At 39.6% G+C, this 25932-nt stretch carries 17 protein-coding genes and 5 tRNA genes; 3 read left to right on the top strand and 19 right to left on the bottom strand.

Annotated features, from left to right (window positions below):
- Positions 1-307: 307 nt before the first annotated feature.
- Positions 308-907, bottom strand: a complete 600-nt coding sequence (locus SY85_RS22390; protein WP_066407922.1) for an OmpH/Skp family outer membrane protein — start codon at positions 905-907, stop codon at positions 308-310.
- 136 nt (positions 908-1043) lie between these two features.
- On the opposite strand from SY85_RS22390, the gene SY85_RS22385 reads away from it, so the two are divergent.
- Complete coding sequence (locus tag SY85_RS22385; RefSeq protein ID WP_066407920.1) at positions 1044-1301, top strand: GlsB/YeaQ/YmgE family stress response membrane protein; 258 nt, start codon at positions 1044-1046, stop codon at positions 1299-1301.
- 676 nt (positions 1302-1977) lie between these two features.
- Here the strand turns inward: SY85_RS22385 and rpoC are convergent.
- Complete coding sequence (rpoC, locus tag SY85_RS22380; RefSeq protein WP_066407917.1) at positions 1978-6270, bottom strand: DNA-directed RNA polymerase subunit beta'; 4293 nt, start codon at positions 6268-6270, stop codon at positions 1978-1980.
- A 108-nt stretch (positions 6271-6378) separates the two neighbouring features.
- Entirely contained in the window at positions 6379-10185 is a 3807-nt protein-coding gene (rpoB, locus tag SY85_RS22375; RefSeq protein WP_066407915.1) for a DNA-directed RNA polymerase subunit beta, read from the bottom strand.
- A gap of 236 nt (positions 10186-10421) precedes the next feature.
- Between rpoB and SY85_RS22370 the strand changes: the two genes are divergently transcribed.
- Positions 10422-11348 (top strand): ComEA family DNA-binding protein, encoded by a 927-nt coding sequence (locus SY85_RS22370; RefSeq protein WP_066407912.1) that lies wholly within the window; start codon positions 10422-10424, stop codon positions 11346-11348.
- Positions 11349-11423: 75 nt separating this feature from the next.
- Here the strand turns inward: SY85_RS22370 and rplL are convergent, their stop codons facing one another.
- The 4 genes from rplL to rplK form a co-directional block, all read right to left on the bottom strand.
- Positions 11424-11795: a 50S ribosomal protein L7/L12 gene (gene rplL / locus SY85_RS22365; RefSeq protein ID WP_066407911.1), complete on the bottom strand. Its 372-nt coding sequence runs from the start codon at positions 11793-11795 to the stop codon at positions 11424-11426.
- Positions 11796-11921: 126 nt separating this feature from the next.
- Entirely contained in the window at positions 11922-12458 is a 537-nt protein-coding gene (gene rplJ / locus SY85_RS22360) for a 50S ribosomal protein L10 (protein WP_066407905.1), read from the bottom strand.
- 40 nt (positions 12459-12498) lie between these two features.
- A complete protein-coding gene (gene rplA, locus SY85_RS22355; protein ID WP_066407903.1) occupies positions 12499-13194 on the bottom strand; it encodes a 50S ribosomal protein L1 in 696 nt (231 codons plus the stop codon).
- A gap of 28 nt (positions 13195-13222) precedes the next feature.
- Positions 13223-13666: a 50S ribosomal protein L11 gene (rplK, locus tag SY85_RS22350; protein ID WP_066407902.1), complete on the bottom strand. Its 444-nt coding sequence runs from the start codon at positions 13664-13666 to the stop codon at positions 13223-13225.
- 199 nt (positions 13667-13865) lie between these two features.
- Between rplK and proC the strand changes: the two genes are divergently transcribed.
- Positions 13866-14663 carry a pyrroline-5-carboxylate reductase gene (gene proC, locus SY85_RS22345; RefSeq protein ID WP_066407901.1) on the top strand — a complete coding sequence of 266 codons (798 nt, stop codon included), beginning with the start codon at positions 13866-13868 and terminating at the stop codon, positions 14661-14663.
- 3 nt (positions 14664-14666) lie between these two features.
- Here proC and SY85_RS22340 read toward each other — a convergent pair whose 3' ends face one another.
- From SY85_RS22340 to hpf, 12 genes are all read right to left on the bottom strand, one after another.
- On the bottom strand, positions 14667-17105 hold the full coding sequence (locus SY85_RS22340; RefSeq protein ID WP_066407899.1) for a DUF5916 domain-containing protein: 2439 nt from the start codon (positions 17103-17105) through the stop codon (positions 14667-14669).
- A gap of 164 nt (positions 17106-17269) precedes the next feature.
- Positions 17270-19723 (bottom strand): DUF5916 domain-containing protein, encoded by a 2454-nt coding sequence (locus SY85_RS22335; protein WP_226999100.1) that lies wholly within the window; start codon positions 19721-19723, stop codon positions 17270-17272.
- A 223-nt stretch (positions 19724-19946) separates the two neighbouring features.
- Positions 19947-21515, bottom strand: a complete 1569-nt coding sequence (locus SY85_RS22330; protein WP_158513021.1) for an LTA synthase family protein — start codon at positions 21513-21515, stop codon at positions 19947-19949.
- A 325-nt stretch (positions 21516-21840) separates the two neighbouring features.
- Complete coding sequence (gene nusG / locus SY85_RS22325; protein ID WP_066407896.1) at positions 21841-22422, bottom strand: transcription termination/antitermination protein NusG; 582 nt, start codon at positions 22420-22422, stop codon at positions 21841-21843.
- Between the two features lie 3 nt (positions 22423-22425).
- Positions 22426-22617 (bottom strand): preprotein translocase subunit SecE, encoded by a 192-nt coding sequence (gene secE, locus SY85_RS22320; protein WP_066407893.1) that lies wholly within the window; start codon positions 22615-22617, stop codon positions 22426-22428.
- A gap of 82 nt (positions 22618-22699) precedes the next feature.
- Positions 22700-22770 (bottom strand) — tRNA-Trp (locus tag SY85_RS22315).
- Between the two features lie 113 nt (positions 22771-22883).
- Complete coding sequence (tuf, locus tag SY85_RS22310; protein WP_066407891.1) at positions 22884-24071, bottom strand: elongation factor Tu; 1188 nt, start codon at positions 24069-24071, stop codon at positions 22884-22886.
- A gap of 183 nt (positions 24072-24254) precedes the next feature.
- Positions 24255-24326: transfer RNA gene (locus SY85_RS22305), tRNA-Thr, on the bottom strand.
- Positions 24327-24410: 84 nt separating this feature from the next.
- Positions 24411-24483: transfer RNA gene (locus SY85_RS22300), tRNA-Gly, on the bottom strand.
- Positions 24484-24532: 49 nt separating this feature from the next.
- Positions 24533-24614: transfer RNA gene (locus SY85_RS22295), tRNA-Tyr, on the bottom strand.
- Between the two features lie 36 nt (positions 24615-24650).
- Positions 24651-24723: transfer RNA gene (locus SY85_RS22290), tRNA-Thr, on the bottom strand.
- 892 nt (positions 24724-25615) lie between these two features.
- On the bottom strand, positions 25616-25915 hold the full coding sequence (gene hpf / locus SY85_RS22285; RefSeq protein ID WP_066407889.1) for a ribosome hibernation-promoting factor, HPF/YfiA family: 300 nt from the start codon (positions 25913-25915) through the stop codon (positions 25616-25618).
- Positions 25916-25932: the final 17 nt, after the last annotated feature.

Raw genomic sequence — 25932 nt, 5'->3', positions numbered from 1 at the left:
AATTTTACGTCAAGATAAGAAAGACCGCTGATATATATGATTTTGAAACAGAATTCAAGGATTTAGACAACTACCCCATTTATAAGCCCAGAAATAACGAATTACAAGCCTTTTCATCTTTTCAAATACTTCCAATCCATTCTTCCTCCAGCATACTATCATTTATTCTAAAAAATGGTAATCCTGTTAATCCCATAAATCCATCAAATCCGCGGTCACGAAAAATCCCGCCAAATGGCGGGACCTTCTTTAAAATACTTTATGATCAATCCGCAAACTTCATACTCAATCTGCGGTATCAGTAATCTTATTTCTTTGTATACAGTTGATTTAAACCTTTAATAATATCTCCTGTAATGTTATAAGTAGTGTCTTTATAATAAAAGATACCTGGCTCATACGCAAAAATGTAAGTATAATTTTTATCATTATTATACTGCTTAAGATAATCTTCAATCTTAGCTTTTACATCTTTCAACTTACGCATTTGCAGATCTTGGTACTCTTGCTCAAGTGATTGACGACGGCTTTGCATACTTTGCTGCATTTGCATAACATCACGTTGAGCCATCTCAGATTGCACCTGCGTCATATTGTTACCTTGAGCTTGCGCTTGATATTGGGCTACCTTACTACGGTAATTCTTTTCTAAACGCTCTAATTCAGATCCAATAGCTTCTTCTTTTTTTGTCAGTTCAGCCTTTACATCCTTTACCATTTGAAAGGAGTTCTCTACCGAATCCATTTCAAAATAAGCAATCTTAAAACCGGGAGTATTGGCAGCAGCAGTTGTTTGATTATTAGCAGTCTTTGCAGCTGATGGGTTCTTAGAAGAGAAATGTAGGTAAAAAAGAACACCAACCAATGCTAAAAGCACGACGTTTAAAATAAGTAAGCCGTTTTTCATTCAAGAACAATTTTGTGCAAAATAAGGGGCAAAATGATACGGACGCGCTTTTACAATAACAACTTTTTCAAACGATTAACAGCAGGTACACCCTTTGCGTAAAGGCTAATAATTGTTAAAGCTTAAATTAAAGGGTATGGGTATTATTTCATGGGTGCTGCTAGGCTTAGTGGCTGGGGCTATTGCAAAGGCCCTTCATCCGGGTAGAGATCCTCAGGGATGTTTTGTTACGATGTTTATTGGAATTATTGGTGCTGTTTTAGGCGGTTGGATAGCCACCCAGTTTGGCTGGGGCACAGTTGATGGCTTTAATCTTTACAGTATTTTAGTAGCCACAGGCGGTGCAGTTTTGGCCTTGGCTATTTATACGGCTATCACCGGCAGTCGACGATAGCAAAGCATAATAAACACAATAAAATGACCTCGTACTTGTAACTACGAGGTCATTTTATTAAAGGGATAAGCTATTAAAACGCACTTTGATTAGCGTATTAGAATCTTATGATCACTGAATAAATGTTTATCAGGTAATTTGAAGATGATGCTAAATTATAGCTGGGCAGACTAATCTCAATCCTACTCCTCCATGGCCTACCTCCATAATCACTCCTCTACTACTTCACAGCTCCGCCTATGTACCTTCATAGCAAAGCCTATGTAAAGCCATAGTAACGTCATGGTAGCCTGTAGGTTCACCCGTATCTCACCCCTACCTTACCCGTACCTTACCCGTACTAGACCCGTATCAGGCTATCCATCTACTGTTATAAACCCATAAGAAATAGTAAAGAAAAGTATAATAAGAAGGGCGATAATTAATCAAATGCGTAGTCTATAAAGGTACGAAATAGCAGCCTTTCTTACAGTTTAAAACAACATTGCCCATAGCAATAACTAAAACAGATATAATGTAATGGCTAAAAATGAATGCCACTTGGAAGTCTTTTGATAATATAATTGAGCTGGACAATCCAACCGTCCCCATGTAAAGCTTTTTTAAATGAATATTGCTATATACAAAAAGAACCCCACTAAAAGTGGGGTTCTTAATAAAAAGCCTTTATAAATGATTATTCTTCTTCGTCGAAATTCATGGCTTCACGAGCTGTTTGCAGCAATTCATATTCTTCTTTGCTACCTACTATGAAGTTATCGAATTCACGCAGACCAGAACCTGCAGGTATTAAGTGACCAGTGATCACGTTTTCTTTCAAGCCTAGCATGTCGTCGGTCTTACCTTGGATCGCAGCTGAAGACAACACTTTAGTTGTTTCTTGGAACGAAGCTGCAGAAATCCAGCTGGTTACACCTAATGAAGCCTTCGTGATACCTAACAAGGTTGGAGCAGATGTAGCCGGCTTCGCATCACGGTATTCAACCAACGTCTTATCGCTACGACGTAAAATTGAATTCTCTTCACGAATCTCACGCAGACTTACAATCTGACCAGGACGCATTCTTGATGATTCTCCGGCTTCAGTAATTACCTTCTTATCGAAAATGTAATCATTCTCTTCTAAGAACTCAAACTTATCAACCAGATCATCTTCCAAGAACTTCGTATCACCTGGATCTACAATAGATACCTTACGCATCATCTGACGCACAATCACCTCAATGTGCTTATCGTTAATTCTTACACCTTGTAAGCGATAAACTTCCTGGATCTCATTCACCACATACTGTTGTACGGCAAATGGACCTTGAATAGAAAGAATATCCTGCGGTGCAATCTGACCATCAGATAATGGAGAACCAGCCTTCACAAAGTCACCATCTTGTGCCAGGATCTGGCGAGTCAATGGAACTAAGTATTTACGGGTTACGCCATCTTTTGCTTCAATGATGATCTCACGGTTACCACGTTTAACTGCTCCCATGGTTACCACACCATCGATCTCAGATACGATAGCAGGGTTACTTGGGTTACGAGCTTCAAACAACTCGGTTACACGTGGAAGACCACCGGTGATATCTCTCAACTTACCTAACACACGAGGGATCTTCACAATAACCTGACCTGCTTTTACATCCTCATCTTCGTCAACTACGATATGGCTACCTGTAGGTAAGTTGTATGATTTCTTATCTTTTCCTTCAACAATAATTGATGGAATCTTAGTTTTATCTCTGGTTTCAATTACCACTTTCTCGCGGTGACCAGTTTGCTCATCAGCCTCTTCACGGAACGTAATACCTTCAAGCACATTCTCAAACTTCAGCTTACCATTTTGTTCAGCTACGATTACGTTATTGAATGGATCCCATGTACAGATTACATCACCTTTCTTGATCTTCTGACCATCTTTCACTAATAAAGTAGCACCGTAAGGAACGTTGTTAGTGATTAACAAGCGATCGTTCTTCTCGTCTACGATTCTCACTTCACCTGTACGACCAATTACTACTTGTACTTTATCACCTTCGTTATTCGTGGTTGTTACTGAACGTACACCATCAAACTGCACTGTACCGTCAAACTTAGCTGGCAATGTAGATTCTACTGAAGCAGAACCAGCCACACCACCCACGTGGAAGGTACGTAGTGTTAACTGTGTACCAGGTTCACCGATTGACTGTGCAGCAATAATACCAACCGCATCACCACGTTGAGCCAGAATACCTGTTGCCAGGTTCTTACCATAACACTTCACACACGTACCACGCTTGGCTTCACATGTCAGTACAGAACGGATTTCTACTGTTTCAATACCAACTTCTTCAATCAAGTTCGCAATATCAGTAGTGATCTCGTTTCCAGCCGCAATGATTAATTCTTCCGTTACAGGATTATATACATCGTGTACTGAAGTACGACCTTCAATACGGTCAGACAATGGCTCAATGATATCCTCGTTATCTTTCAATGCAGAAGTAGCTATACCACGTAGTGTACCGCAATCTTCCTCAGTGATTACAACATCTTGTGCAACGTCTACCAGACGACGGGTCAGGTAACCGGCATCGGCTGTTTTAAGGGCCGTATCCGCAAGACCTTTACGAGCACCGTGCGTAGAGATAAAGTAATCCAATACGTTCAGACCACCTTTAAAGTTGGAAAGGATCGGGTTTTCAATGATCTCAGAACCAGTAGAACCAGATTTACGTGGCTTTGCCATCAATCCTCTAATACCAGCCAACTGCTTGATCTGCTGCTTAGAACCACGGGCACCGGAATCCAACATCATGTATACAGAGTTGAAACCTTGCTTATCCGTTGCTAATTCGCGGATCAATGTTTCAGTGATACGGGTATCCACACGAGACCAAATATCTACGATCTGGTTATAACGCTCGTTGTTTGTAATTAGACCCATGTTGTAGTTTTCCCACACTTCGTCTACTTCATTCTTCGCGTTATCCAGTAATTCTTGCTTAATATCTGGGATGATCAAGTCATTGATAGAGAATGACAGACCACCAGAGTACGCCATACGGAAACCTAATTGTTTGATATCATCCAGGAACTTAGCCGTCTTTGGAACGTTTGTAATCTTAATGATATCACCAATGATCTCACGCAGGTTTTTCTTGGTCAACAAGGCATTTACATAGCCTACTTCGTATGGAACGAATTGGTTGAACAATACACGACCTACAGTAGTTTCCACTAATCTGTTTACCAATTGCTCACCCTGACGCACATTTGCTTTTACTTTAATATGCGCATGTAGATCTACACGCTTTTCATTGTAAGCAATGATAACTTCTTCCTGGCTATAGAAAGCTTTTCCTTCACCACGAACTTTTTCAGTTTCAGTTGATTTCTTACCCTTAGAAATATAGTACAGACCAAGTACCATGTCCTGAGAAGGAAGGGTGATTGGCGTACCGTTCTGCGGGTTCAAAATGTTATGAGAAGCCAACATCAACAATTGAGCTTCCAAGATAGCGGCATGGCTCAGAGGCACGTGTACCGCCATTTGGTCACCATCAAAGTCGGCGTTGAAGGCTGTTGTTACCAACGGGTGAAGTTGAATCGCTTTACCTTCTACTAACTTCGGTTGGAAGGCCTGGATAGATAAACGGTGCAGCGTTGGGGCACGGTTTAACATTACCGGGTGACCTTTCAAAATATTTTCTAAGATATCCCAAACCACAGCCTCTTTCTTATCAACCAGTTTACGGGCTGATTTCACTGTTTTTACGATACCTCTTTCAATCAACTTGCGAATGATAAATGGCTTGAATAATTCAGCAGCCATATCTTTTGGCAAACCGCACTCGTGCAACTTCATCTCAGGTCCCACTACAATTACAGAACGACCAGAGTAGTCAACACGTTTACCTAACAAGTTCTGACGGAAACGACCTTGCTTACCTTTCAATACATCAGAAAGTGATTTCAAGGCACGGCCACCTTCCGCTTTAACGGCGTTAGACTTACGGCTGTTATCAAATAAAGAGTCAACCGCTTCCTGTAACATACGCTTTTCGTTACGTAAGATTACTTCTGGCGCTTTAATCTCTAACAAACGCTTCAAACGGTTGTTACGGATAATTACACGACGGTATAAATCATTCAGGTCAGAAGACGCAAAACGACCACCATCCAGCGGCACTAACGGACGCAGTTCTGGTGGAATTACCGGAATGTATTGCATTACCATCCATTCAGGACGGTTAGAAATTCTTGTTTGTGCATCACGGAAAGCTTCTACAACAGACAAACGCTTTAAGGCGTCCGCTTTACGTTGCTGAGAAGTTTCTGTTGCTGCTGCATTACGTAGATCATAAGACAACTGATCTAAGTCGATTCTTGCCAACAAGTCACTAACAGCTTCCGCACCCATTTTGGCTACGAACTTGTTAGGATCTTCATCAGGCAGGTATTGGTTATCTTTTGGAAGGGTATCCAAAATGTCCAAATACTCTTCTTCAGTCAATAAGTCGCCGTAGTTCTGACCTTTATCAGCACGGATACCTGATTGAATTACTACAAAACGCTCATAGTAAACAATAGACTCTAATTTCTTAGAGCTCATTCCTAACAGGTAACCAATTTTATTAGGCAGAGATTTGAAATACCAGATATGAACTACAGGCACTACTAATTTAATATGGCCCATACGCTCACGACGTACCTTCTTCTCAGTTACCTCTACACCACAACGGTCGCAAACGATGCCCTTATAACGAATACGCTTATACTTACCGCAAGCACACTCGTAATCTTTTACGGGACCAAAAATTCTTTCGCAGAACAAACCATCTCTTTCAGGTTTATAGGTACGATAGTTAATGGTCTCCGGCTTTAGTACTTCACCAAAGCTTTTTTCTAAAATGCTGTCGGGAGAAGCCAAACCAATCGTAATCTTTGAAAACGATGGTCTTGGACGATTATCTCTTTTATTAAAAGCCATATTAGCTGATTTCTAATTTGAAGTTTCTAATTCTTTTTTCGCGAAAAATGAATCAAGAAACGCGAGACTCAAACTTTCACATTTAGAGTCTCACGTTTCACGATCTTATTAGTCATGGAATTTTAAATCCAAGCCTAAGCCTCTTAATTCATGTACCAATACATTGAATGATTCAGGTACACCAGCGCGAGGAATATTTTCACCTTTCACAATGGCTTCGTACGTTTTAGCACGGCCAATGATATCATCAGACTTGATCGTTAACAGCTCTTGTAAGATGTTAGATGCACCGTATGCTTCCAAAGCCCAAACCTCCATCTCACCGAAACGCTGACCACCGAACTGCGCTTTACCACCCAGCGGCTGTTGAGTAATCAAGCTGTATGGTCCGATAGAACGTGCGTGCATCTTATCATCCACCATGTGGTGAAGTTTGATAACATAGATAACACCCACAGTAGCTTTCTGGTGGAAACGTTCACCGGTTTCACCATCATACAAGTATGTGTGACCGAACATTGGGATACCAGCCTGCTCACAGAACTTAGCAATGTCGTCAGTTGAAGCACCATCAAAGATTGGCGTTTCAAACTTGGTACTCAATTCCATACCAGCCCAACCTAACACAGTTTCATAGATCTGTCCAAGGTTCATACGAGAAGGTACACCCAGCGGGTTCAATACGATATCCACAGGAGTTCCATCTTCCAGGAACGGCATATCTTCAGCACGAACAATCTTAGCAACGATACCCTTGTTACCGTGACGACCGGCCATCTTATCACCTACTTTCAGCTTACGCTTAACAGCGATGTATACTTTAGCCAGTTTCAGTACACCTGCAGGTAATTCGTCACCAATAGAGATGTTGAATTTCTCGCGCTTGTAACGACCTAGTTCTTCGTTGTACTTAATGCTATAGTTGTGAAGAAGAATGTTGATTTGATCATCAATCTTCGCATCACCAGACCAACCCAACGGATTAACGTTCATGTAGTCAATACCTGAAAGGTTTTTCTGAGTGAACTTCGAGCCTTTACCAATTAACACCTCGCCAAAGTTGTTAGAAACACCTGCAGAAGCTTTGTCTTTCAATAATGTCAGTAGTTTATCCAACAATACTTCCATTAGATCAGACACATTCTTTTCGTGTACTTTTTCTAACTTCTCAATGGCAGCTTTCTCACGAACTTTTGCGTTCTTATCTTTCTTCGCTCTCTGGAACAGTTTCTTACCGATCACTACACCTTCCACACCGTTTGGTGCTTTCAGAGAAGCATCCTTCGCATCACCAGCTTTATCACCAAAGATGGCACGCAATAACTTCTCTTCTGGTGTTGGGTCAGATTCACCTTTAGGAGTGATCTTACCAATCAAGATATCACCTTCCTTAATTTGAGCACCAATGCGAATGATACCATTCTCATCCAGATCTTTTGTAGCTTCTTCAGAAACGTTTGGAATATCTGGAGTCAATTCTTCCTCACCCAACTTCGTATCACGTACTTCCAGTTCATATTCAGAAATGTGAACTGAAGTAAACATATCTTCTTTTACAACTCTTTCAGAGATTACAATCGCATCCTCGAAGTTGTAACCTTTCCAAGGCATGAAGGCTACTTTCAGGTTCTTACCTAAGGCCAGCTCACCATTACGAGTTGCATAACCTTCAGTTAAGAAATCGCCTTCTACTACTTTCTGTCCTTTCTTAACAGCAGGCTTCAGGTTGATAGAAGTTTCTTGGTTAGTCTTAATGAACTTTGTTAGTCTGTAAACTTTCAAATCATCTTCAAAAGAAACTAAACGTTGCTCATCGTTGCGATTGTAACGAACATGAATTTCGTTTGCATCAACAAACTCTACTACACCCTCTCCTTCCGAATGAATCTGAATACGTGCGTCACGAGCTGCCTTAGCTTCCAAACCAGTACCTACAACAGGTACGTCTGGACGCAATAATGGTACAGCCTGACGTTGCATGTTTGATCCCATCAGGGCACGGTTAGCATCATCATGCTCTAAGAACGGAATCAATGAAGCACTTAAACCAACAATCTGGTTAGGTGCTACGTCCATATATTCTACTTCGTTTTTATCTAGAATTGGGAAGTCACCCGTTTCACGGCTCACAATTCTATCTTCAACGAAGTTGCCTTTTTCATCAACAGGCACGTTAGCCTGTGCAATCTTTGCCGTATCTTCTTCTTCAGCACTTAAGAAAGTCAATTGCTTCATGTTCACTTTACCGTTATCAACTTTACGGTAAGGCGTTTCAATGAAGCCCATCTCGTTGATCTTAGCGTGTACACAAAGTGTAGAGATCAAACCAATGTTTGGACCTTCCGGTGTTTCAATAGTACACAAACGACCATAGTGGCTATAGTGTACGTCACGTACCTCGAAACCTGCTCTCTCACGGCTTAAACCACCTGGTCCGAGCGCTGAAATACGACGTTTATGCGTGATTTCTGAAAGCGGGTTGGTTTGGTCTAAGAACTGAGACAACTGAGAAGTTCCAAAGAACGAGTTGATTACAGAAGAAAGTGTTCTGGCATTGATCAAATCAACTGGCGTAAATACCTCGTTATCACGTACGTTCATTCTTTCACGAATAGTACGAGCCATACGAGCAAGACCTACACCAAACTGAGCGTATAACTGCTCACCTACTGTACGTACGCGACGGTTGCTCAGGTGATCAATATCATCAATTTCCGCTTTACCATTAGTTAAGCGAACCAGATACTTAATGATTTCAATGATATCTTCTTTTGTCAGCGTTTTTTGCTCAACAGGAGAGTGCAAACCTAGCTTACGGTTGATCTTATAACGACCAACTTCACCTAGATCATAACGCTTATCAGAGAAGAATAATTTATCGATAATACCTCTCGCTGTTTCGTTATCAGGAGCATCAGCACCGCGCAATTGACGGTAGATTACCTGTACGGCTTCCAGCTCTGAGTTAGAGGTATCTTTATTTAACGTGTTATAGATAATAGCGTAATCGCCACCTACATCTTCTTTTTGCACGAAGATGCTCTTGATATCCATTTCAGAAATAGTATCAATAGCTTCTGCATCTAAGATCTGATCACGATCCAAGATCACTTCATTACGCTCAATAGAAACCACCTCACCGGTATCCTCATCCACGAAGTCTTCTACCCAGCTACGTAATACACGCGCAGCTAAGCGGCGACCTTCAAACTTCTGTAATGATTTCTTATCTCCTTTTACCTCGTCAGCCATTCCGAACAACTCCAGAATGTCTTTATCGGTTTCATAACCAATTGAACGCAATAAAGTAGTTACCGGGAACTTTTTCTTACGGTCAATGTATGCATACATCACATTGTTAATGTCTGTAGCAAATTCCATCCAGGCACCTTTGAACGGAATTACTCTCGCAGAGTAAATCTTAGTACCGTTTGGGTGAACTGACTGACCGAAGAATACACCAGGAGAACGGTGTAATTGAGAAACTACTACACGCTCAGCACCGTTGATAACAAACGTACCACGTGGAGTCATGTAGGGGATATTTCCTAAGAATACATCCTGCACGATTGTTTGGAAATCGATATGCTCCTCATCATTACAGCTTAAGCGCAGCTTTGCTTTTAAAGGCACAGCGTACGTCAAACCACGCTCCATACACTCTTCAATAGTATAACGAGGCGGATCGATAAAGTAGTCCAAAAATTCCAGAACGAAAATGTTACGGGTGTCAGTGATAGGAAAGTTTTCCTTAAACACACGGAACAGGCCTTCAATGTTTCGTTTGTCAGGAGTTGTTTCAAGCTGAAAAAACTCTTTAAAGGATTGAATTTGAACTGCCAGAAGATCAGGAGTATCGGCAATGTTTCCAATTTTTCCGAAATTGATCCTTTGATTCATTGTTGTAGCAGACATATGTATAAAAACCGGTTTTTGTTTTAAACGAGACAAGACTTTCTCAGGCTCTTATTTGAAAAATAAAAGCTATTGAAAATCAATTACTTGAGAATGTATTGTAACGTCAAAATTGTTTTTGGCCAAAACTAAAGGACAGCAAAAGTAAGAATTTTGCTGGGAAAACCAGAATTTTTCACGACAACAAATATTAAGCCACAAATTTTTAGATAATTTTCAGAAATCAAACTAACTGCATGAGTCCGAAACAAATCCTTCGAGACTATCTGACTTTTACTAAAAAGGACCGAATAGGAATTTATTTTGTTTTATCCTTGATCCTGATCATCTGCTTTTTGCCCAGGTTTTTCTCCCGTACTTACCATCCCCCTACCCCTATTGATCCAACCATTGCACGTATGCTGGATACTGTACAACACCAAAATGAAACCAATTCAGAAACGAGAAGTATTACCTCTTACAATTATGAGCCCAGCAGTATGCCAGGTTTTACCAAAGGTAAACGCTTTGTTTTTGATCCAAATACATTACCAGCTGAGGGGTGGGCTAAGTTGGGACTTAGAGAGCGAACCATTAGAACAATTATCAATTATAGGAACAAAGGTGGAAGGTTTTATAAACCGGAAGATCTTCAAAAGATATGGGGTTTGCCCGAAGGTTTTTATAACTACATAGCTAATTACATTCAAGTTACTTCGGTAGAGAGCAAATATGAACGCAACTATACCAACCCAACCTACACATATGAAAGGAAAGAGAAAAAAATAGAAATAGTGGATATAAACAGTGCAGATACAGGAGCTTACATTGCTCTTCCTGGCATTGGCAGTAAGTTAGCCAACCGAATTGTAAACTTCAGAGACAAATTAGGTGGATTCCATTCAATTGAGCAAATTAAAGAAACCTATGGCCTGCCAGACTCAACTTATCAAGCCATAAAAGGATATTTACAGTTAAATACACTTTCAGTCAAAAAGTTCAACCTAAATACTGCAACAAAAGAGGAGCTAAAGGCCCACCCTTACATTAAATGGCAATTGGCTAATGCAATTATAGAATACCGGAACCAGCACGGAGAATTTAAAACTATTGAGGATTTAAAGAAGATACTCATTATTGATGAGGCCACTTACACTAAGATCTCACCCTACTTTATTCTCTAAATGAGAGATTGATAACGAGCCCTTATAAACAAAAACCCCGCTAATGCGGGGTTCTAGTATATTGTTGAAATAGAATTAAGCGATTTCAACTTCAGCACCAGCTTCTTTCAGCTTAGCAGCGATGTCTTCAGCAGTTGCTTTGTCAACACCTTCTTTAACAGGTTTTGGAGCACCGTCTACTAAATCTTTAGCTTCTTTCAGACCTAAACCAGTCAAGTCTTTAACGATCTTAACTACGTTCAGTTTAGAAGCACCACCGCTTTTCAGGATAACATTGAATGAAGTTTTTTCTTCAGCAGCAGCTGCAGCAGGACCAGCAGGACCAGCTACTACAGTAGCAGCAGCAGGCTCGATACCGTACTCAGATTTCATGAAATCAGCCAATTCCTGTACTTCTTTAACAGTAAGGCCTACTAATTGTTCAGCAAGTTGTTTAACGTCTGCCATTGTTTAAAATTTTTTCCCCCTTCATTGTTTTAGACTCCGGAGGATGTTATTAAAAAAATTTGCCTTTATTGACCCTCAGGCCTGGGTTATATCATCAGCTAATTTTCACATTAGCTAATTAGCTAATTATTCAGCTGCAGGTGCTTCTGCTTCAGCAGTGCCACCGTTAGCTTGCTTTTCGTGATGGTGCAACAAAGCAGCCAATACACGCTTCGCTGGAGATTGCAACAAGCCAATAACTTCTCCGATCAACTCGTTCTTCGTCTTGATCTTTGTTAATGTAACCAGGTTGTTGTCGCCAGTGTAAATATCACCATTGATGAAAGCAGCCTTCAGCTCAGGCTTCTCACCTTTGCTCTCCGTACGGAAAGAAGAGATGATCAAAGCTGGTTCTTTTGGATTTTCAGAAAACAACAAAGCAGTTACATTGTTTAAAGAATCGTAAACACCAGTATAGCTTTCGTTATTTAAAGATTCTAATGCTTTCTTGATCAGCGTGTTCTTAGCCACACGCATTTCCACATTTTTGTTAAAGCAAGCACGACGCAATTTGGTTACTTGCTCAACAGAAAGGGATTCAGTATTGGTAACATAGAAGTTGTTGTATTGAGAAAATTTCTCTTTCAACGCTTCTATTACTTCATTTTTTTGTTCTTTAGTCATGATAATAAGTTTTAGATGATTAGTGAATTAATCACCTGAATTAGTGAACAAAAGATTTAGTGTCTACAGTAATACCAGGGCTCATTGTGCTGGCCATAGTCAACCCTTTCAGGTAAGTACCTTTTGCAGTTGAAGGCTTTGCCTTGATAATTGCGTTGATCAGCTCTTGGCTGTTTTCAGCAATTTTTTCTGGAGAGAAAGAAACGCGACCGATAGAAGCATGGATGATACCAGCTTTATCAACTTTAAACGCGATCTTACCGCCTTTAACTTCATTTACAGCACCAGCCACATCGTTAGTAACTGTACCAGTTTTAGGGTTTGGCATCAGGTTACGAGGACCTAAGATTTTACCTAAACGACCGATCTTAGGCATTACAGCTGGAGTAGCGATGATTACATCAACATCAGTCCAACCACCTTCAATCTTTTGTACAAACTCATCTAAACCTACAAAGTCAGCACCGGCACCTTTAGCAGCAGCTTCCAAATCTGGGCCGCAAAGCACTAATACTTTCTTTGTTTTACCAGTACCGTGAGGTAAAGTAACTGTACCACGGATAGCTTGGTCAGCTTTTTTAGGATCTACGCCTAAACGGATATGTAAGTCAACGGAAGCGTCAAACTTTGTTGTATTTATTTCTTTTACTAAAGTAGAAGCATCTTTCAAGCTGTATACCTTGTTGGCATCAACTTTACCGTTTACTGCTTTTCTTTTTTTAGGAATGAAAGCCATTTTTCAATTCATTTAAGAGGTTCAAAACTTATTTTTCCCATGGAGCTTGACCTTCAACAGTCAGACCCATGCTACGCGCTGTACCAGCTACCATGCTCATGGCGCTTTCTAAAGTAAACGCATTCAGGTCAGGCATCTTGTCTTTTGCGATCTCTTCGATCTGAGCCCAAGTTACCTTACCAACCTTGTTACGGTTTGGCTCTTTTGAACCGCTTTGAATTTTAGCGGCATCCTTTAACTGTACAGCTGCAGGAGGAGTTTTGATAATGAAGTCGAAAGACTTGTCTGAGTAAACAGTTAATAAAACAGGAAGTACTTTTCCCATTTTATCTTGAGTCCGAGCATTGAATTGCTTACAGAATTCCATGATGTTAACACCTTTGGAACCTAATGCTGGACCAATTGGAGGTGCAGGGTTTGCTTGGCCACCCTTGCACTGAAGCTTTACATAGCCAGTGATTTCTTTTGCCATTTTCTTCTGATTTATTGGTTCAAGCGACCCTTCATCTCAGCGACTACCGGGTCTCCCAAATTCCTCAATTTCCGTTTGAAACGGACGATAAAGAACTACTTTGGGGTCGCAAAGGTAGGTTTTCCACATTAAAAATTGGCATACCTCAAGTGTTTTTTTGTTAAGCCCATTATAACTTCAGGTTTCCAAACAACTATTTATGAATAAAAAAGTGGCCATAATTGGTGGCGGCAACCTCGGAGTAGCCCTTGCCGAGGGTTTATTGAAAAGTAACTATTCGCAAGCTTCTGATATATATATTACTAAGCGAAACCCATCTACCTTACGGGAGCTGGAGAAGAAAGGAGTAAAAGTTACAGCCAATAACAATGAAGCCATTCAAAATAGTAATCTGGTAATTATAGCTGTAAAACCTTTTCAAATAAAGGAAGTACTGGAAGGACTCAAAAATGATTTACACCCCGATAAACATATTCTGGTTTCAGTAGTTACAGGCATTTTTATTGAAGACATACAAAGTGTCCTTCAAAAAAAACTTCCCCTCTTTAGGGCCATGCCCAATACGGCCATTGCCGTTTTAGAAAGTATGACCTGTCTAAGCTACCAAAACGCTCAGCTCGATCACATAAAACTTGTTGAGCAACTATTTAGTAATCTAGGCAGAGTAACTGTGATAGATGAAAAGCTTATGGATGCGGCTACGGTACTGGGTGCCTGCGGTACAGCTTATGCAATGCGTTATATCCGCGCCAATATTCAAGGCGGTATAGAAATAGGTTTTGATGCCGCCACTGCCAGTTTAATAGCTGCACAAACAGTTAAAGGTGCTACAGAATTGTTGCTTCAAAGAGGCACCCACCCTGAACAGGAGATTGATAAAGTAACCACCCCTAAGGGTTGCACGATAGCCGGACTTAATGAAATGGAACACCAAGGTTTCAGTTCATCCCTTATAAAAGGAATAGCAGCAAGCTTTAATAAGATTATTAAAGGCTGATGGTTAGGCCTTCTTTTTACGCCATTTTTTAAGATCTAAATAATCAAGGTAGTATAATACGCGTACCGATAGATTATTTAAATGAGGCTCTGATATCGTTCTATTAAAGTTTTTGAAATATTGGTGATTAGCCATTGTCGCATCGTTATCATTTTCATTTTTCCAAACGATATTGATAAAGCTACCTGGAGCAAACTGCTTGGTGTATTCTGCAAATAATGTAAACTGGTTAAAGGTTACGTCACCACCATTATAAGTGCTGCCAGGCGTATATGCGCTAGTTGAGCCATCTTTATTCAATTGATAAAAACGGCTTTTATCTACTTCACTCCAATAGTGACGAATACGTATCGTAATACCAGATCTATAATTGAAATTATACTTAGCGCTAATAGAATTTTCAGTTGTCCTGCGGTCTCGTAAAGCAAAAACAACTTGATCGCCATCGAAGCCATCAAAACCTACATTATTATAAAATGGCTGAAAGTTGATAGATTGACTTAAGGAAAACTTGTCGTTGAAGCGGTATTTATGATACAAGTTAATGAAGTAGCTTCTTCCTTTTTCCATTTGGTATAAGCCGGCAAACACATCTCCACCAAAAGAGTATTTCTTGGCGCTATTACTTTCATACCAGGCTTCTAAATTCCAACGCTTAGAAGTAGTAAAGTATAGATCGCCGCCTTTCCTTGGCTCATTATAATCATTGCCTTCTGGATTATAACCAATAAAACCACCTACCCAAGCTAAGTTCTTTAATTGTGCATTAGAGTTAACGTTGGTAAAAAGAGATTGGTACTTATTACCTGTAAATCGCATGCTATGACCTAGGTTATAGTTGATACGCAATTGGTTAAACCATGAACCCGGTTTAGTCCACTTATAGCCCATCCAAAAATAGTGGTCAAAATAATTGATAGCTGTAAAGTACCCCATGTCTGAAATGTTGTACTTATCATCTACCAATTCTTGAGTTAGCTGAAAGTTAAAGCGACCTCCTGTTTTCCCAAAGCCAAGGTTATGCGAATACCCGTTTGTATTGTTAACAGCATCGCCTAATAGCCTGCTTACAGATACTTTTCCATTCCAGTTGTAGGTATTCTTTTTATTGTTGAAATTAAACAGTGCCGCGCTGACATTAGCATCATAATCATGGCCACTGCGCATTACATTAGTATTAATAAAAGAAACCGAGGAGTTATTCTTTAGCGTTTGATCAACAACAACAATATTGTAGTTTGTTAAGGGGTTCGTTTCAATCTTTGTCTGTGTTTTCGATGTTTCATCTTCTATCGTAGCAAACATGGGCTTTGTTATAGCATTAAAGAATCCTATCCCTAGCCCTTTCTTTGTACGACCCGATATTTTAGTCGCATTCAGCAACTTGGCCTTGGCTGGATTTTCAATTACTTTAATATTGTTTCCGGCCATATTCTCAACATCCCAATAACGAAGTGGCTCCGCCCCAATTCTTCTGGAATAAAATAAGTTGCCTTTGTTAAACAACTCAGTGCCCTCTGTAAAGAACGCCCTATTCTCTTGGTACTTTACTTCAAATGGAGAGAGGTTTAAAACCTTAGCGTCAGACGGCACTTGTCCAAAGTCCGGAATCAAGGTCATATCCAACGTAAAGCTTTCACTTATACCATATTTCACATCCATGCCACCATTGATAGATGTTCTCCATTGCTTTGTATCTGGCTGATAATGATTCACATAGCCTGACAAATATGGTGAAAATGATAAACGGATAGGAGCATCAATTTTACCAATACCTGCCCATTCACCTTCTTGGTTAATAAAACCATTTTTTTGAGGGTCTACCGGATTCCACATATACTGCTGCCCGGTCTTATTTCTACGTCGTGTAATGTTTAACCCCCATGTTTGTTGATCCTTGCTAACGAAGCGTAGTGCCGAATATGGTATACGCATTTCAAAGCTCCATCCGTCTTGATGTATTTTAGCCTCACTGTCCCACACGGCATTCCAGGAACCATCTTCATCGCCTGAGTTTGAGTACTTGGCATCAAATTGTTCCCCATAAGGAGTTACATAAAACCCCACTGCATTGATTTTGTCATTATAGGTATCTAGAATAACACCAACAAAATCATTGACCCCAACCTGGTCGCGACCAATCAACTCTCTTGAAACACTGTCTTTTGTGCGTTCATAACAATAGCCGCCTATATAAACAGATGTATTGTCGTATAGTAAATAAACAACAGTTCTATTTGCAGAGTCTTCTATTTTGCCAGCATTGGGACGCCACTCTACAAAGCCGGTGGCAGGCACAGCATCCTTCCAATCCATCTCATCCAGTAATCCATCTAACTTAATTGTAGCAGTTGTACGATGTGCAGGCAATTGCTTAGGCAGGCTTTGTGCCGACAAGCTAGTTATAAACAGTGTAAATAGGCAAGCAAAAAAGAGTCTCATGTGTATTTGTGCCGAAAAGTTTTAACAATAATTCCTTAGACGTGTTAATTACAACTTTGTTACTGAGTTTTTATTGTTTTTTATGTACAGGTGTCTTTCGATTGATGAACGGCGAAAAACTAAAAGCAGCAAAGAAAGAGAATAAAAAACAATTGCAAATAAGTCTAATTCAGCTTTCTGCGCTTTTTTAATGCCAGGCAATCCAAGTAGTAAAGTATTTTGACAGATAAATTATTGATCTGCGGTACTGAGACAGTACTCTTAAAATTAGAAAAATAGCTGCTGCTAATTAGATCGTTATAGGTTGTACTTGCTTCCTTCCAAACAATATTGATAAAACTTCCTGGAGCAAACTGCATAGAATAAGCCATATCGATGTTAAAGAAGTTTTGATTTTGATTGCGCACTTCCACGTCTTGAACAACAGTTGGTTCTAACAGTCCATTCTCTTTTAAATCAAAAAATGCTTTATGTTCCACCTGACTCCAATAATGACGTACCCTCAAGCTGATACCAGACCGTTTATTAAAATTATATTTTGCTTGAAATGTATTCTCTACCGTATTGCGGTCACGTTTTGAGAAAAGTAGAACCGGCATAGTTCTCCATGAACCAGGGTTACTATAATTTGAATAATAACCGGCTTCATTAAAATAAGGATAGTAATTGATACCTTGACTTAAGGAGAACTTATCACTAAATCGATATTGATGCGCCAGCCCAAACTCATAGCGCCTTGCTTTGAATAACTTGTCTATGTAAACCCAGTAATATGCGTTCCCGTTGTATTTCTTAGCCCTGTTTGTCTCAACCCACCCATGTAATCCTACACTTGCAGTATTAATAAACAAACTCCCATTGCGCGACTCATAATAGTCATGGCCTTCAGGATTATAACTGACATAGCTACCCACACCCCACAAGTTTTTCAATTGTGCACTTACAAAAAAGTATACCTGAAACCGTTGAAAGTCATTTTGTAAATAACGACGACTATAAGCTGCATTGGAATTGATACTTAATTGGTTATACCAAGAAGTGGGTTTCCACCAATTGTAGCTTATGCCTAAGTTGTGATCTAAATAGTTATTGGTATTGTTGATCCCCAGATCGTTTTTATTATACTTCTGATCTTGTAAATCCTGCGTGACATTAACCAAGAAACGTCCACTTGTTTTTGCTAACCGAATGGTATGAGCATAACCGCTAAGAGTATAGTCCGGATAGAATAATTTACTCAGCGAAAAATTACCAAAAAAGTTGAAGGTATTATGTTTGTTATTTAGATTAAGTAGTGCTGAACTAACATTAGCATCGTAATCCTTTCCGGCACGTGAAACATTAGTATTGATGAAGGATATAGAGGAATTGCCTTTCAGTGTCTGATCCAAAACTGTGATGTTATAATTGGTCAATGGGTCTGTAAGAATCTTTCTTTTTTCCCCTCTATCATTTTCAACTATAGCATACATGGGTTGAGTAATAGCGTTAAAAACTCCAATACCGAGTCCCTTATGCAAACGGCCGGAAACCTTTGTAGCATTTACCAGTTTTGATTCAGTAGGATTGCTGATGATCACTTCATTATCCTGAACATGATCCTCTTCTCTAAGCGGGTCTTGTATGGCATAATAGTGTATTGGCTGCTGCCCAATTCTTCTGGAATAAAAAAGGTCACCTTTATTAAAGAGCTCTGTTCCTTCTGTAAAAAAACTTCGGTTCTCTTCATAGCGCACCTCAAAAGGCGATAAGTTAAGCACTTTGTTATCGCTTTTTACCTGGCCAAAATCTGGAACTAAGGTCATGTCTAATGTAAAACTTTGGCTGATTCCATATTTTACATCCATACCACCGGTTAATGAAGAGCTAGTTCTGTTAGCATCAACAGTCCCATTATGATTGATGTAACTTGCTATATAGGGAGAGAAAGATAATCGAACGGGAGCCTTTGTTACTTGTATTCCCTTCCACATTCCTGCCTGGTTTAAAAAACCATTTATTTCAGGATTAATAGGGTTCCACACTAACTGTTGCCCAGCTTTTGTGCGCCGTCGGGTTATTTGCAAACCCCAATTTTGTACAGGCTGTTTACTATATCGTAAGGCAGAATACGGAATACGCATTTCAAAACTCCAACCGTCTTGATGTACTTTAGCCTCACTGTCCCACACGGCATTCCAGGAGCCATCTTCATCACCAGAGTTTGAGTACTTGGCGTCATATTGCTCTCCATAAGGGGTTACAAAAAAACCGACGCCATTGATCTTATCATTATATAGATCAAAAGCTACAGAAATAAAATCATTGATTCCCAATTTGTCTCTACCTACCAGCTCCCTGGAAATACTATCTTTTGATGGCTCATAACAAGTACCCCCAACGTAAATAGCGTAAGCATCGTATAAAAGATAAACGACCGTTTTATTCACTTCACTTTCCGCTTTCCCAACATATGGTCTACTTTCTATGAAATGGGTGGCAGGCAGAGCTTCTTTCCAGGCAGTTTCGTTTAAAATACCATCTACTTTTATGGGACCTACACTTCGGGTAGCGGATAATTCTCTTGAAACGTTTTGAGCAAAGGCTCGTACATTAAAACAAGTCCCAAGAAGTAGCACAAACAAAAGCCGCCAATAAAAAATATGGGTAGAAACAGAAACAAAAATATTCTGTGGGGAGATATGGACTTTACAGTGTTTCAACAGATATAGATGCCGCCTGATAAAAGGCTAAATAGTCGCGAAGTTGTCACTTAAGCATCTGTTTTCATCTATTACACCGATGAATTGTAGTTTTTCAAGTATGAATTGAGTAAATCAATCCACTTTCCGTAATTGGGAGCTATTTATTGATGTAATCAGAATATATAAATTGCTGTAAGGCCTTTCCATCATCTATACTTGTAGTATCCATCTGCCCTCCTTTTTCAATTACTTGTTTACCTACATGGTCATAAAGAACATAACCTGTAGGTGTTACCCAGCCAAAGCCATTATTGAAAGAAAAGAAGCTCCAAGGCTTTGAAGTAGTATCAAAACTATTTTTACTAAAAGGAAATGATGCATTTGTTATTCCTAATTGAGCCGATAAGGTAGCTGCCAAGTCTGTTTGGTTCATAACCTTATCATGAACCGTACCTGAGGCTTTCAATGCTCCACCTAACCACAACATGGGAATTTTAAAGTTATTAATCCGATGGGGCGTCTCCGGAAGTGGGTGCCCATGATCGGCAATAACAACTACAAGTGTATTTTTCCACCAGGGCTGCTGTTTCGCTTTTTCTATAAAATCACTAAGTACCCGATCGGTATAGTGTAATGAATTGAGGAATTTTGATGTATTATCATTGCCTTTAAAGGCTGGTGTTTCTGGTACTTCAAAGGGTTCATGACTACTTAAAGTAAGCCAGGTAGCAAAAAATGGTGCTTTAACGCTGTTTACATATTGTAACATGCGATTAGCCACCACGCCATCATGTGCACCCCATTTTGAATTCTGATCTTTTTTATCAAAATCGCTAACATCTACCAAGGGATTAAAGTTCCCATGTAATAAGTATGATTTGATATTGGCAAACTCAGGTTCTCCCCCATAAAAGAAAGGAATCTGGTAGTTTCTTTCTTTTAATAGAGTTGGTAAAACAGCCAGCTTGGCTGCCTTATTGGGTGTTCGGATAATAGAGGCGTTTGGCAAAGCTGGATAACCACTTAGTACAGCTGCAAGTCCTTTATCAGTTCTATCTCCACTTGCATATAACTGGCTAAAATATAGTCCCTCTTTCTTTAGCTGATTAAAGCCGGGTGTTACTTCTGTACCATCAATAGCAAGGTGAGTAGCTTTTTCTGTAAAGCTCTCCCAGATGATCAGAATAATATTGGGTGTTGTAGTATTTAGTAGTGCTGGTGTTGTTCCGGATGTCTTAAATAGACTATCTACAGTTCGCTTTGCTTTTTCTGACGAGAAATAATTATACGGATTCCGATTCACTCCTGATTGATTCATAACACCATGCAGGAAATTCCAGGAAGCATTAATAGCAGCCTGATTAGCAAAATTGTTTGTACTGAAGTAAACTGTACTTTGGTTTAAAGGAGCTAATTGTAGTCCACCACGTAAAGCAACAATCATTAAAACCGAAAACATACTAACTGACAGTACCCCAACTCCCCAATGAATTGGCTTACTTAAGAGGTAGATAAGTCGGGCGATACCTTTTTTGAATGCAGCTAATAAAAGCACATAAAAAATGGTCACTGCCAGCAGAATCCAGAATACAGGCAAGTGGCTGATTGATGCCCACGCCTCTTTTGGTGAATTGAGATATTTTAAAGGAGTTGCATCAATACGGAATGCCCACTGCTTATAAACCTCTAGGTCGGCTGTAACTATTAATACAGTTAACAGCAGCACAATAGCTGTATATATAAAGTAAAGAGACCTTTTCCTAAAAAAAGGAACAAAGAGACTTATAAGTACAAATAGACAAACGGGCAAAGTAACATAGGCTGCCGTAGACAAATCCATTCGTAATCCATACCAAAAAGTTTGAATGAGGGTAGAAAACGACAATTGATGAGCAGCATCAAAATGGTAAAGCAGAAATAGTAGTCGAAATAACTCGAATAGTATTACCCAAATAGATAAATAGCCCAATAAGAATCTAACTCTGCTTAACATAGTACGAAAAAAAAAAGCCATCCAAAAGTAGGATGGCTTTCTATGAAATATTTTGTAATTAACTCAACTTTTCAACCTGCATGTAGTTTAGCTCAACAGGTGTAGAGCGACCAAAGATTTTTACAGTTACTTTCAATTTCTTCTTCTCGTCATTAACTTCTTCAATTACACCATTAAAATCGTTGAAAGGACCTTCGATGATCTTGATCGTTTCACCAACAATGAAAGGCTCACTCATGCTCAAGCCACCCGCTTCAGCCATTTCATCCATCTTACCCAACATTTTATTTACTTCAGCTTTACGTAAAGCAATTGGATTGTCTTTACCTAAGAAGTGAATAACGTTAGAGGTATTTTTAATAGTATCTCTTAAATCGTCGTTTAATTTACCGTCAGCCACTTCTATCATCACATAACCAGGATAATAGTTGCGCTCACGCATTACTTTTTTACCATTCTGCACTTTATACACTTTCTCTACTGGAAGAAATACCTGTTTAACGATATTGTCCCAGCCCCCTCTTGATACTTCTTTATCTAAGTATTCTTTTACCTTACGCTCTTTGCCACTAACCACACGTAGTACATACCATTTGGTCTCTTGCTGTTGTGACTGTGTATTTTGTGTAGTTGACTCCATCAATTAGAACAATTTGTAAATAAAATTCAAGCCACCTGCAGCCACGAAATCCATTAAACCTACAATAGCAGTGGTAACCAAGGTAGCACCCAGAACAATCATCGTAGATTGTTGCAACTGTGTCCATGTAGGCCAGGTCACTTTTTCTGTCAATTCTTTAATAGAATCGCTGAAGTAGTTAGAAATTTTGTTCATATAGAATATGAGATTTGAAGTTTGATATTTGAAATTGTGTTAGCAATTTAAGACCTCAAATTTAAAATATCAAATCATTTAGCACGGGTGGAGAGATTCGAACTCCCATCAACGGTTTTGGAGACCGCTATTCTGCCATTGAACTACACCCGTAGAAGTTAAAAGCTATCCTGCTTGGAGGCAGAATAGCTTTTAGAGTTATTTTGCAAATATAGGAATCTTTTGCAACGCCTTTCGGCTTAAAGCTAAAAGCTAGAGCTTAAAGCTTATTTTAAGATTTCAGTAACCTGACCAGCACCTACTGTACGACCACCTTCACGGATAGCGAATTTCAAACCTTTCTCCATGGCGATTGGTTGGATCAGTTTTACAGTTAAGCTAGTGTTATCACCAGGCATTACCATTTCAGTACCTTCTGGCAATACGCACTCACCAGTTACGTCAGTTGTACGGAAATAGAACTGAGGACGGTATTTGTTAAAGAATGGAGTGTGACGACCACCTTCTTCTTTGCTCAGTACGTATACTTCACCTTTGAATTCAGTGTGAGGAGTGATAGAACCAGGCTTCACGATAACCATACCGCGACGGATCTGAGTTTTATCGATACCACGTAATAACAGACCTGCGTTATCACCAGCTTCACCTTCATCTAATAGTTTGCGGAACATTTCCACACCTGTACAAGTAGAAGTTAAAGGAGCATCCATCAAACCTACGATCTCAACAGGCTCACCTACTTTAATACGACCTCTTTCAATACGGCCAGTAGCAACAGTACCACGACCAGTGATAGAGAATACGTCTTCAACTGACATCAAGAATGGAAGATCAACTGGACGAGGAGGCAATGGAATGTAAGTATCTACAGCGTCCATCAACTCTTCAACCTTAGCAACCCATTTTGCATCACCAGCTAAAGCGCCAGTAGCAGAACCTTGGATGATTGGAGTATTGTCACCGTCAAAACCGTAAGAGCTTAACAAGTCACGGATTTCCATTTCTACAAGCTCTAACAATTCTGGATCGTCAACTAAGTCAACTTTGTTCATGAAAACAACGATACGAGGTACGCCTACCTGACGAGCCAAAAGAATGTGCTCTTTTGTCTGAGGCATAGGACCATCTGTAGCAGCCACAACTAAGATAGCACCGTCCATTTGCGCAGCACCGGTAATCATGTTTTTTACGTAGTCAGCGTGACCAGGACAGTCAACGTGAGCGTAGTGACGGTTAGCCGTCTGATACTCAACGTGAGCTGTATTAATGGTAATACCTCTTTCTTTTTCTTCAGGAGCACCATCAATTTCATCGTACTTCTTAGCCTCTGCTAAACCTTTCTGAGACAGAATGGTAGTGATAGCAGCGGTCAAAGTGGTTTTACCGTGGTCTACGTGACCGATGGTACCAACGTTAACGTGCGGTTTATCCCGCTTAAAATTCTCTTTTGCCATCTTTATCGTTTTTAGTTGTGGAGTTCTTAAATATTTATTATCGCAAATTTATCCTCCACCCTGCCAAGGCTGGTTGAAGGTTATTCTTTATGAAAAAAGAGAATTGCCATTGCTAGCAACTCTTACTTCATGTTTTTGGTCCTTTCTATAACATCAAGTAGTAAACCTATTTAATGTTTTTTGAGCCGTTATGGGGAATTGAACCCCAGACCTCTTCCTTACCAAGGAAGTGCTCTACCACTGAGCTACAACGGCTTGTGTCAGCTGACAGTTGACCGCTATAGGTTGACAGTGGCAACGTTCTGTCATCTGTCATCATTCAATCCGACAACTCAAAAGAGCGGGAGACGAGGCTCGAACTCGCCACCTATAGCTTGGAAGGCTATCGCTCTACCAAATGAGCTACTCCCGCTTGTTCAATTATTAATTATCAATTAATAACTAATAATGTAAAGAACTAGTGGGCAGGAGTGGATTCGAACCACTGAAGTCGAAGACAGCGGATTTACAGTCCGCCCCATTTGGCCGCTCTGGAACCTGCCCTACTGAATGGCGTTTCCACCATATGCGCCAGTATTGAGCCACTTGTCGGAATCGAACCAACGACCTACTGATTACAAATCAGTTGCTCTACCAGCTGAGCTAAAGTGGCATTTTTTGTGTTGTTAAAGAACTACCCCTTGTTTTTGGGAAGGCAAAAGTAAAGGAATTCTGCAATTGAAAAAAATTTTCAAAACTTTTCAGCAAGTTTTTTTTTCATTTTTTCTAAAACCCTTGATTCTTCTAATTTCCACGCATTCAATTTCTTAAAAAAATTTTTAAATAGATGGTTGCTACAATGCATAAATGAAAGATAACCGGACTACTACCTCTCATTAAACGCACTCTTTTGTACCAACTTTTTTAAATGAAGCGTCCCTTCGAATAGATGGCGGCTTGTACACCTTGCTATTAAAAAAGTCGACCAGGGCGATCCCTGAATATTGAGTTGGATAGATGTAACAAACATCTCCTATACGATAGCCTATTTCTCATCTAACCAAATACTTTCGTAAGGATACTCCTCCTCTATTGTACTTTCTTAGTTCGGTACCAATCTGAAATTACTTTGGCTTCATTCTGAATTTGTTTTACTCAACTCCGTAACCTTACGGAGTTGAGTAAAACAAAACCGGAACAAGACCAAGCTGAAAACAGGCTACGGACATAAGATTAGAAATTGGGAAGGTTTGGCTGCGCCATTGCTTTTAGTGATAAAGAAAATTGAAGATGCATTTAGCATCAATGGATACGGAAACAACTAGCATTAATATTAGATGTAGATCTAAAATGAAACGAGAGATATAATATATCAATTCATTTCCTGGCGGGTAACCTTAACCTTTATAGGTTATCATCCTAGATTCCAATTTGTTGGCATAAAAAGCAATTTATGTAGCCTAGCCGTAAGGATGCTTAATTTATAAATCAGTTGGCAGAAATAAATTATTGAGGAAATGGTATGGGTATAAATAAAAAGACCTCCCGAAGGAGGTCTTGAAGTATTATGCGGCAAGCTTTTCTTTTTTACGCTTGATTTGATTCACAAGTGATTCGAAGGCTTCGTCGAAAGAAACTTCAAATGATTTGCTAGTAGATTTCACGAAAAAGTCGGCTCTGGGCACATGCACTCTAATTTCAGCGATTTTGTCTTTAATGGTGTGTACTACGTTATCCAGTTTTAAAAACACGTCTACTTTGATGATACGATCATGAAATTGCGTCAATTTTGCCAATTTTTCTTCTACATGGGCTATTAACTTGCTGTCAGCATCAAAGTGAACTGTTTGAATGTGAACGTTCATAGAATTCATTTTAAATC

This window comes from Flavisolibacter tropicus (assembly GCF_001644645.1).
Classification (GTDB): domain Bacteria; phylum Bacteroidota; class Bacteroidia; order Chitinophagales; family Chitinophagaceae; genus Flavisolibacter; species Flavisolibacter tropicus.
The sequence above is the reverse complement of the archived record's forward strand: the minus strand, read 5'-3'. Positions and strand labels throughout refer to the sequence as shown.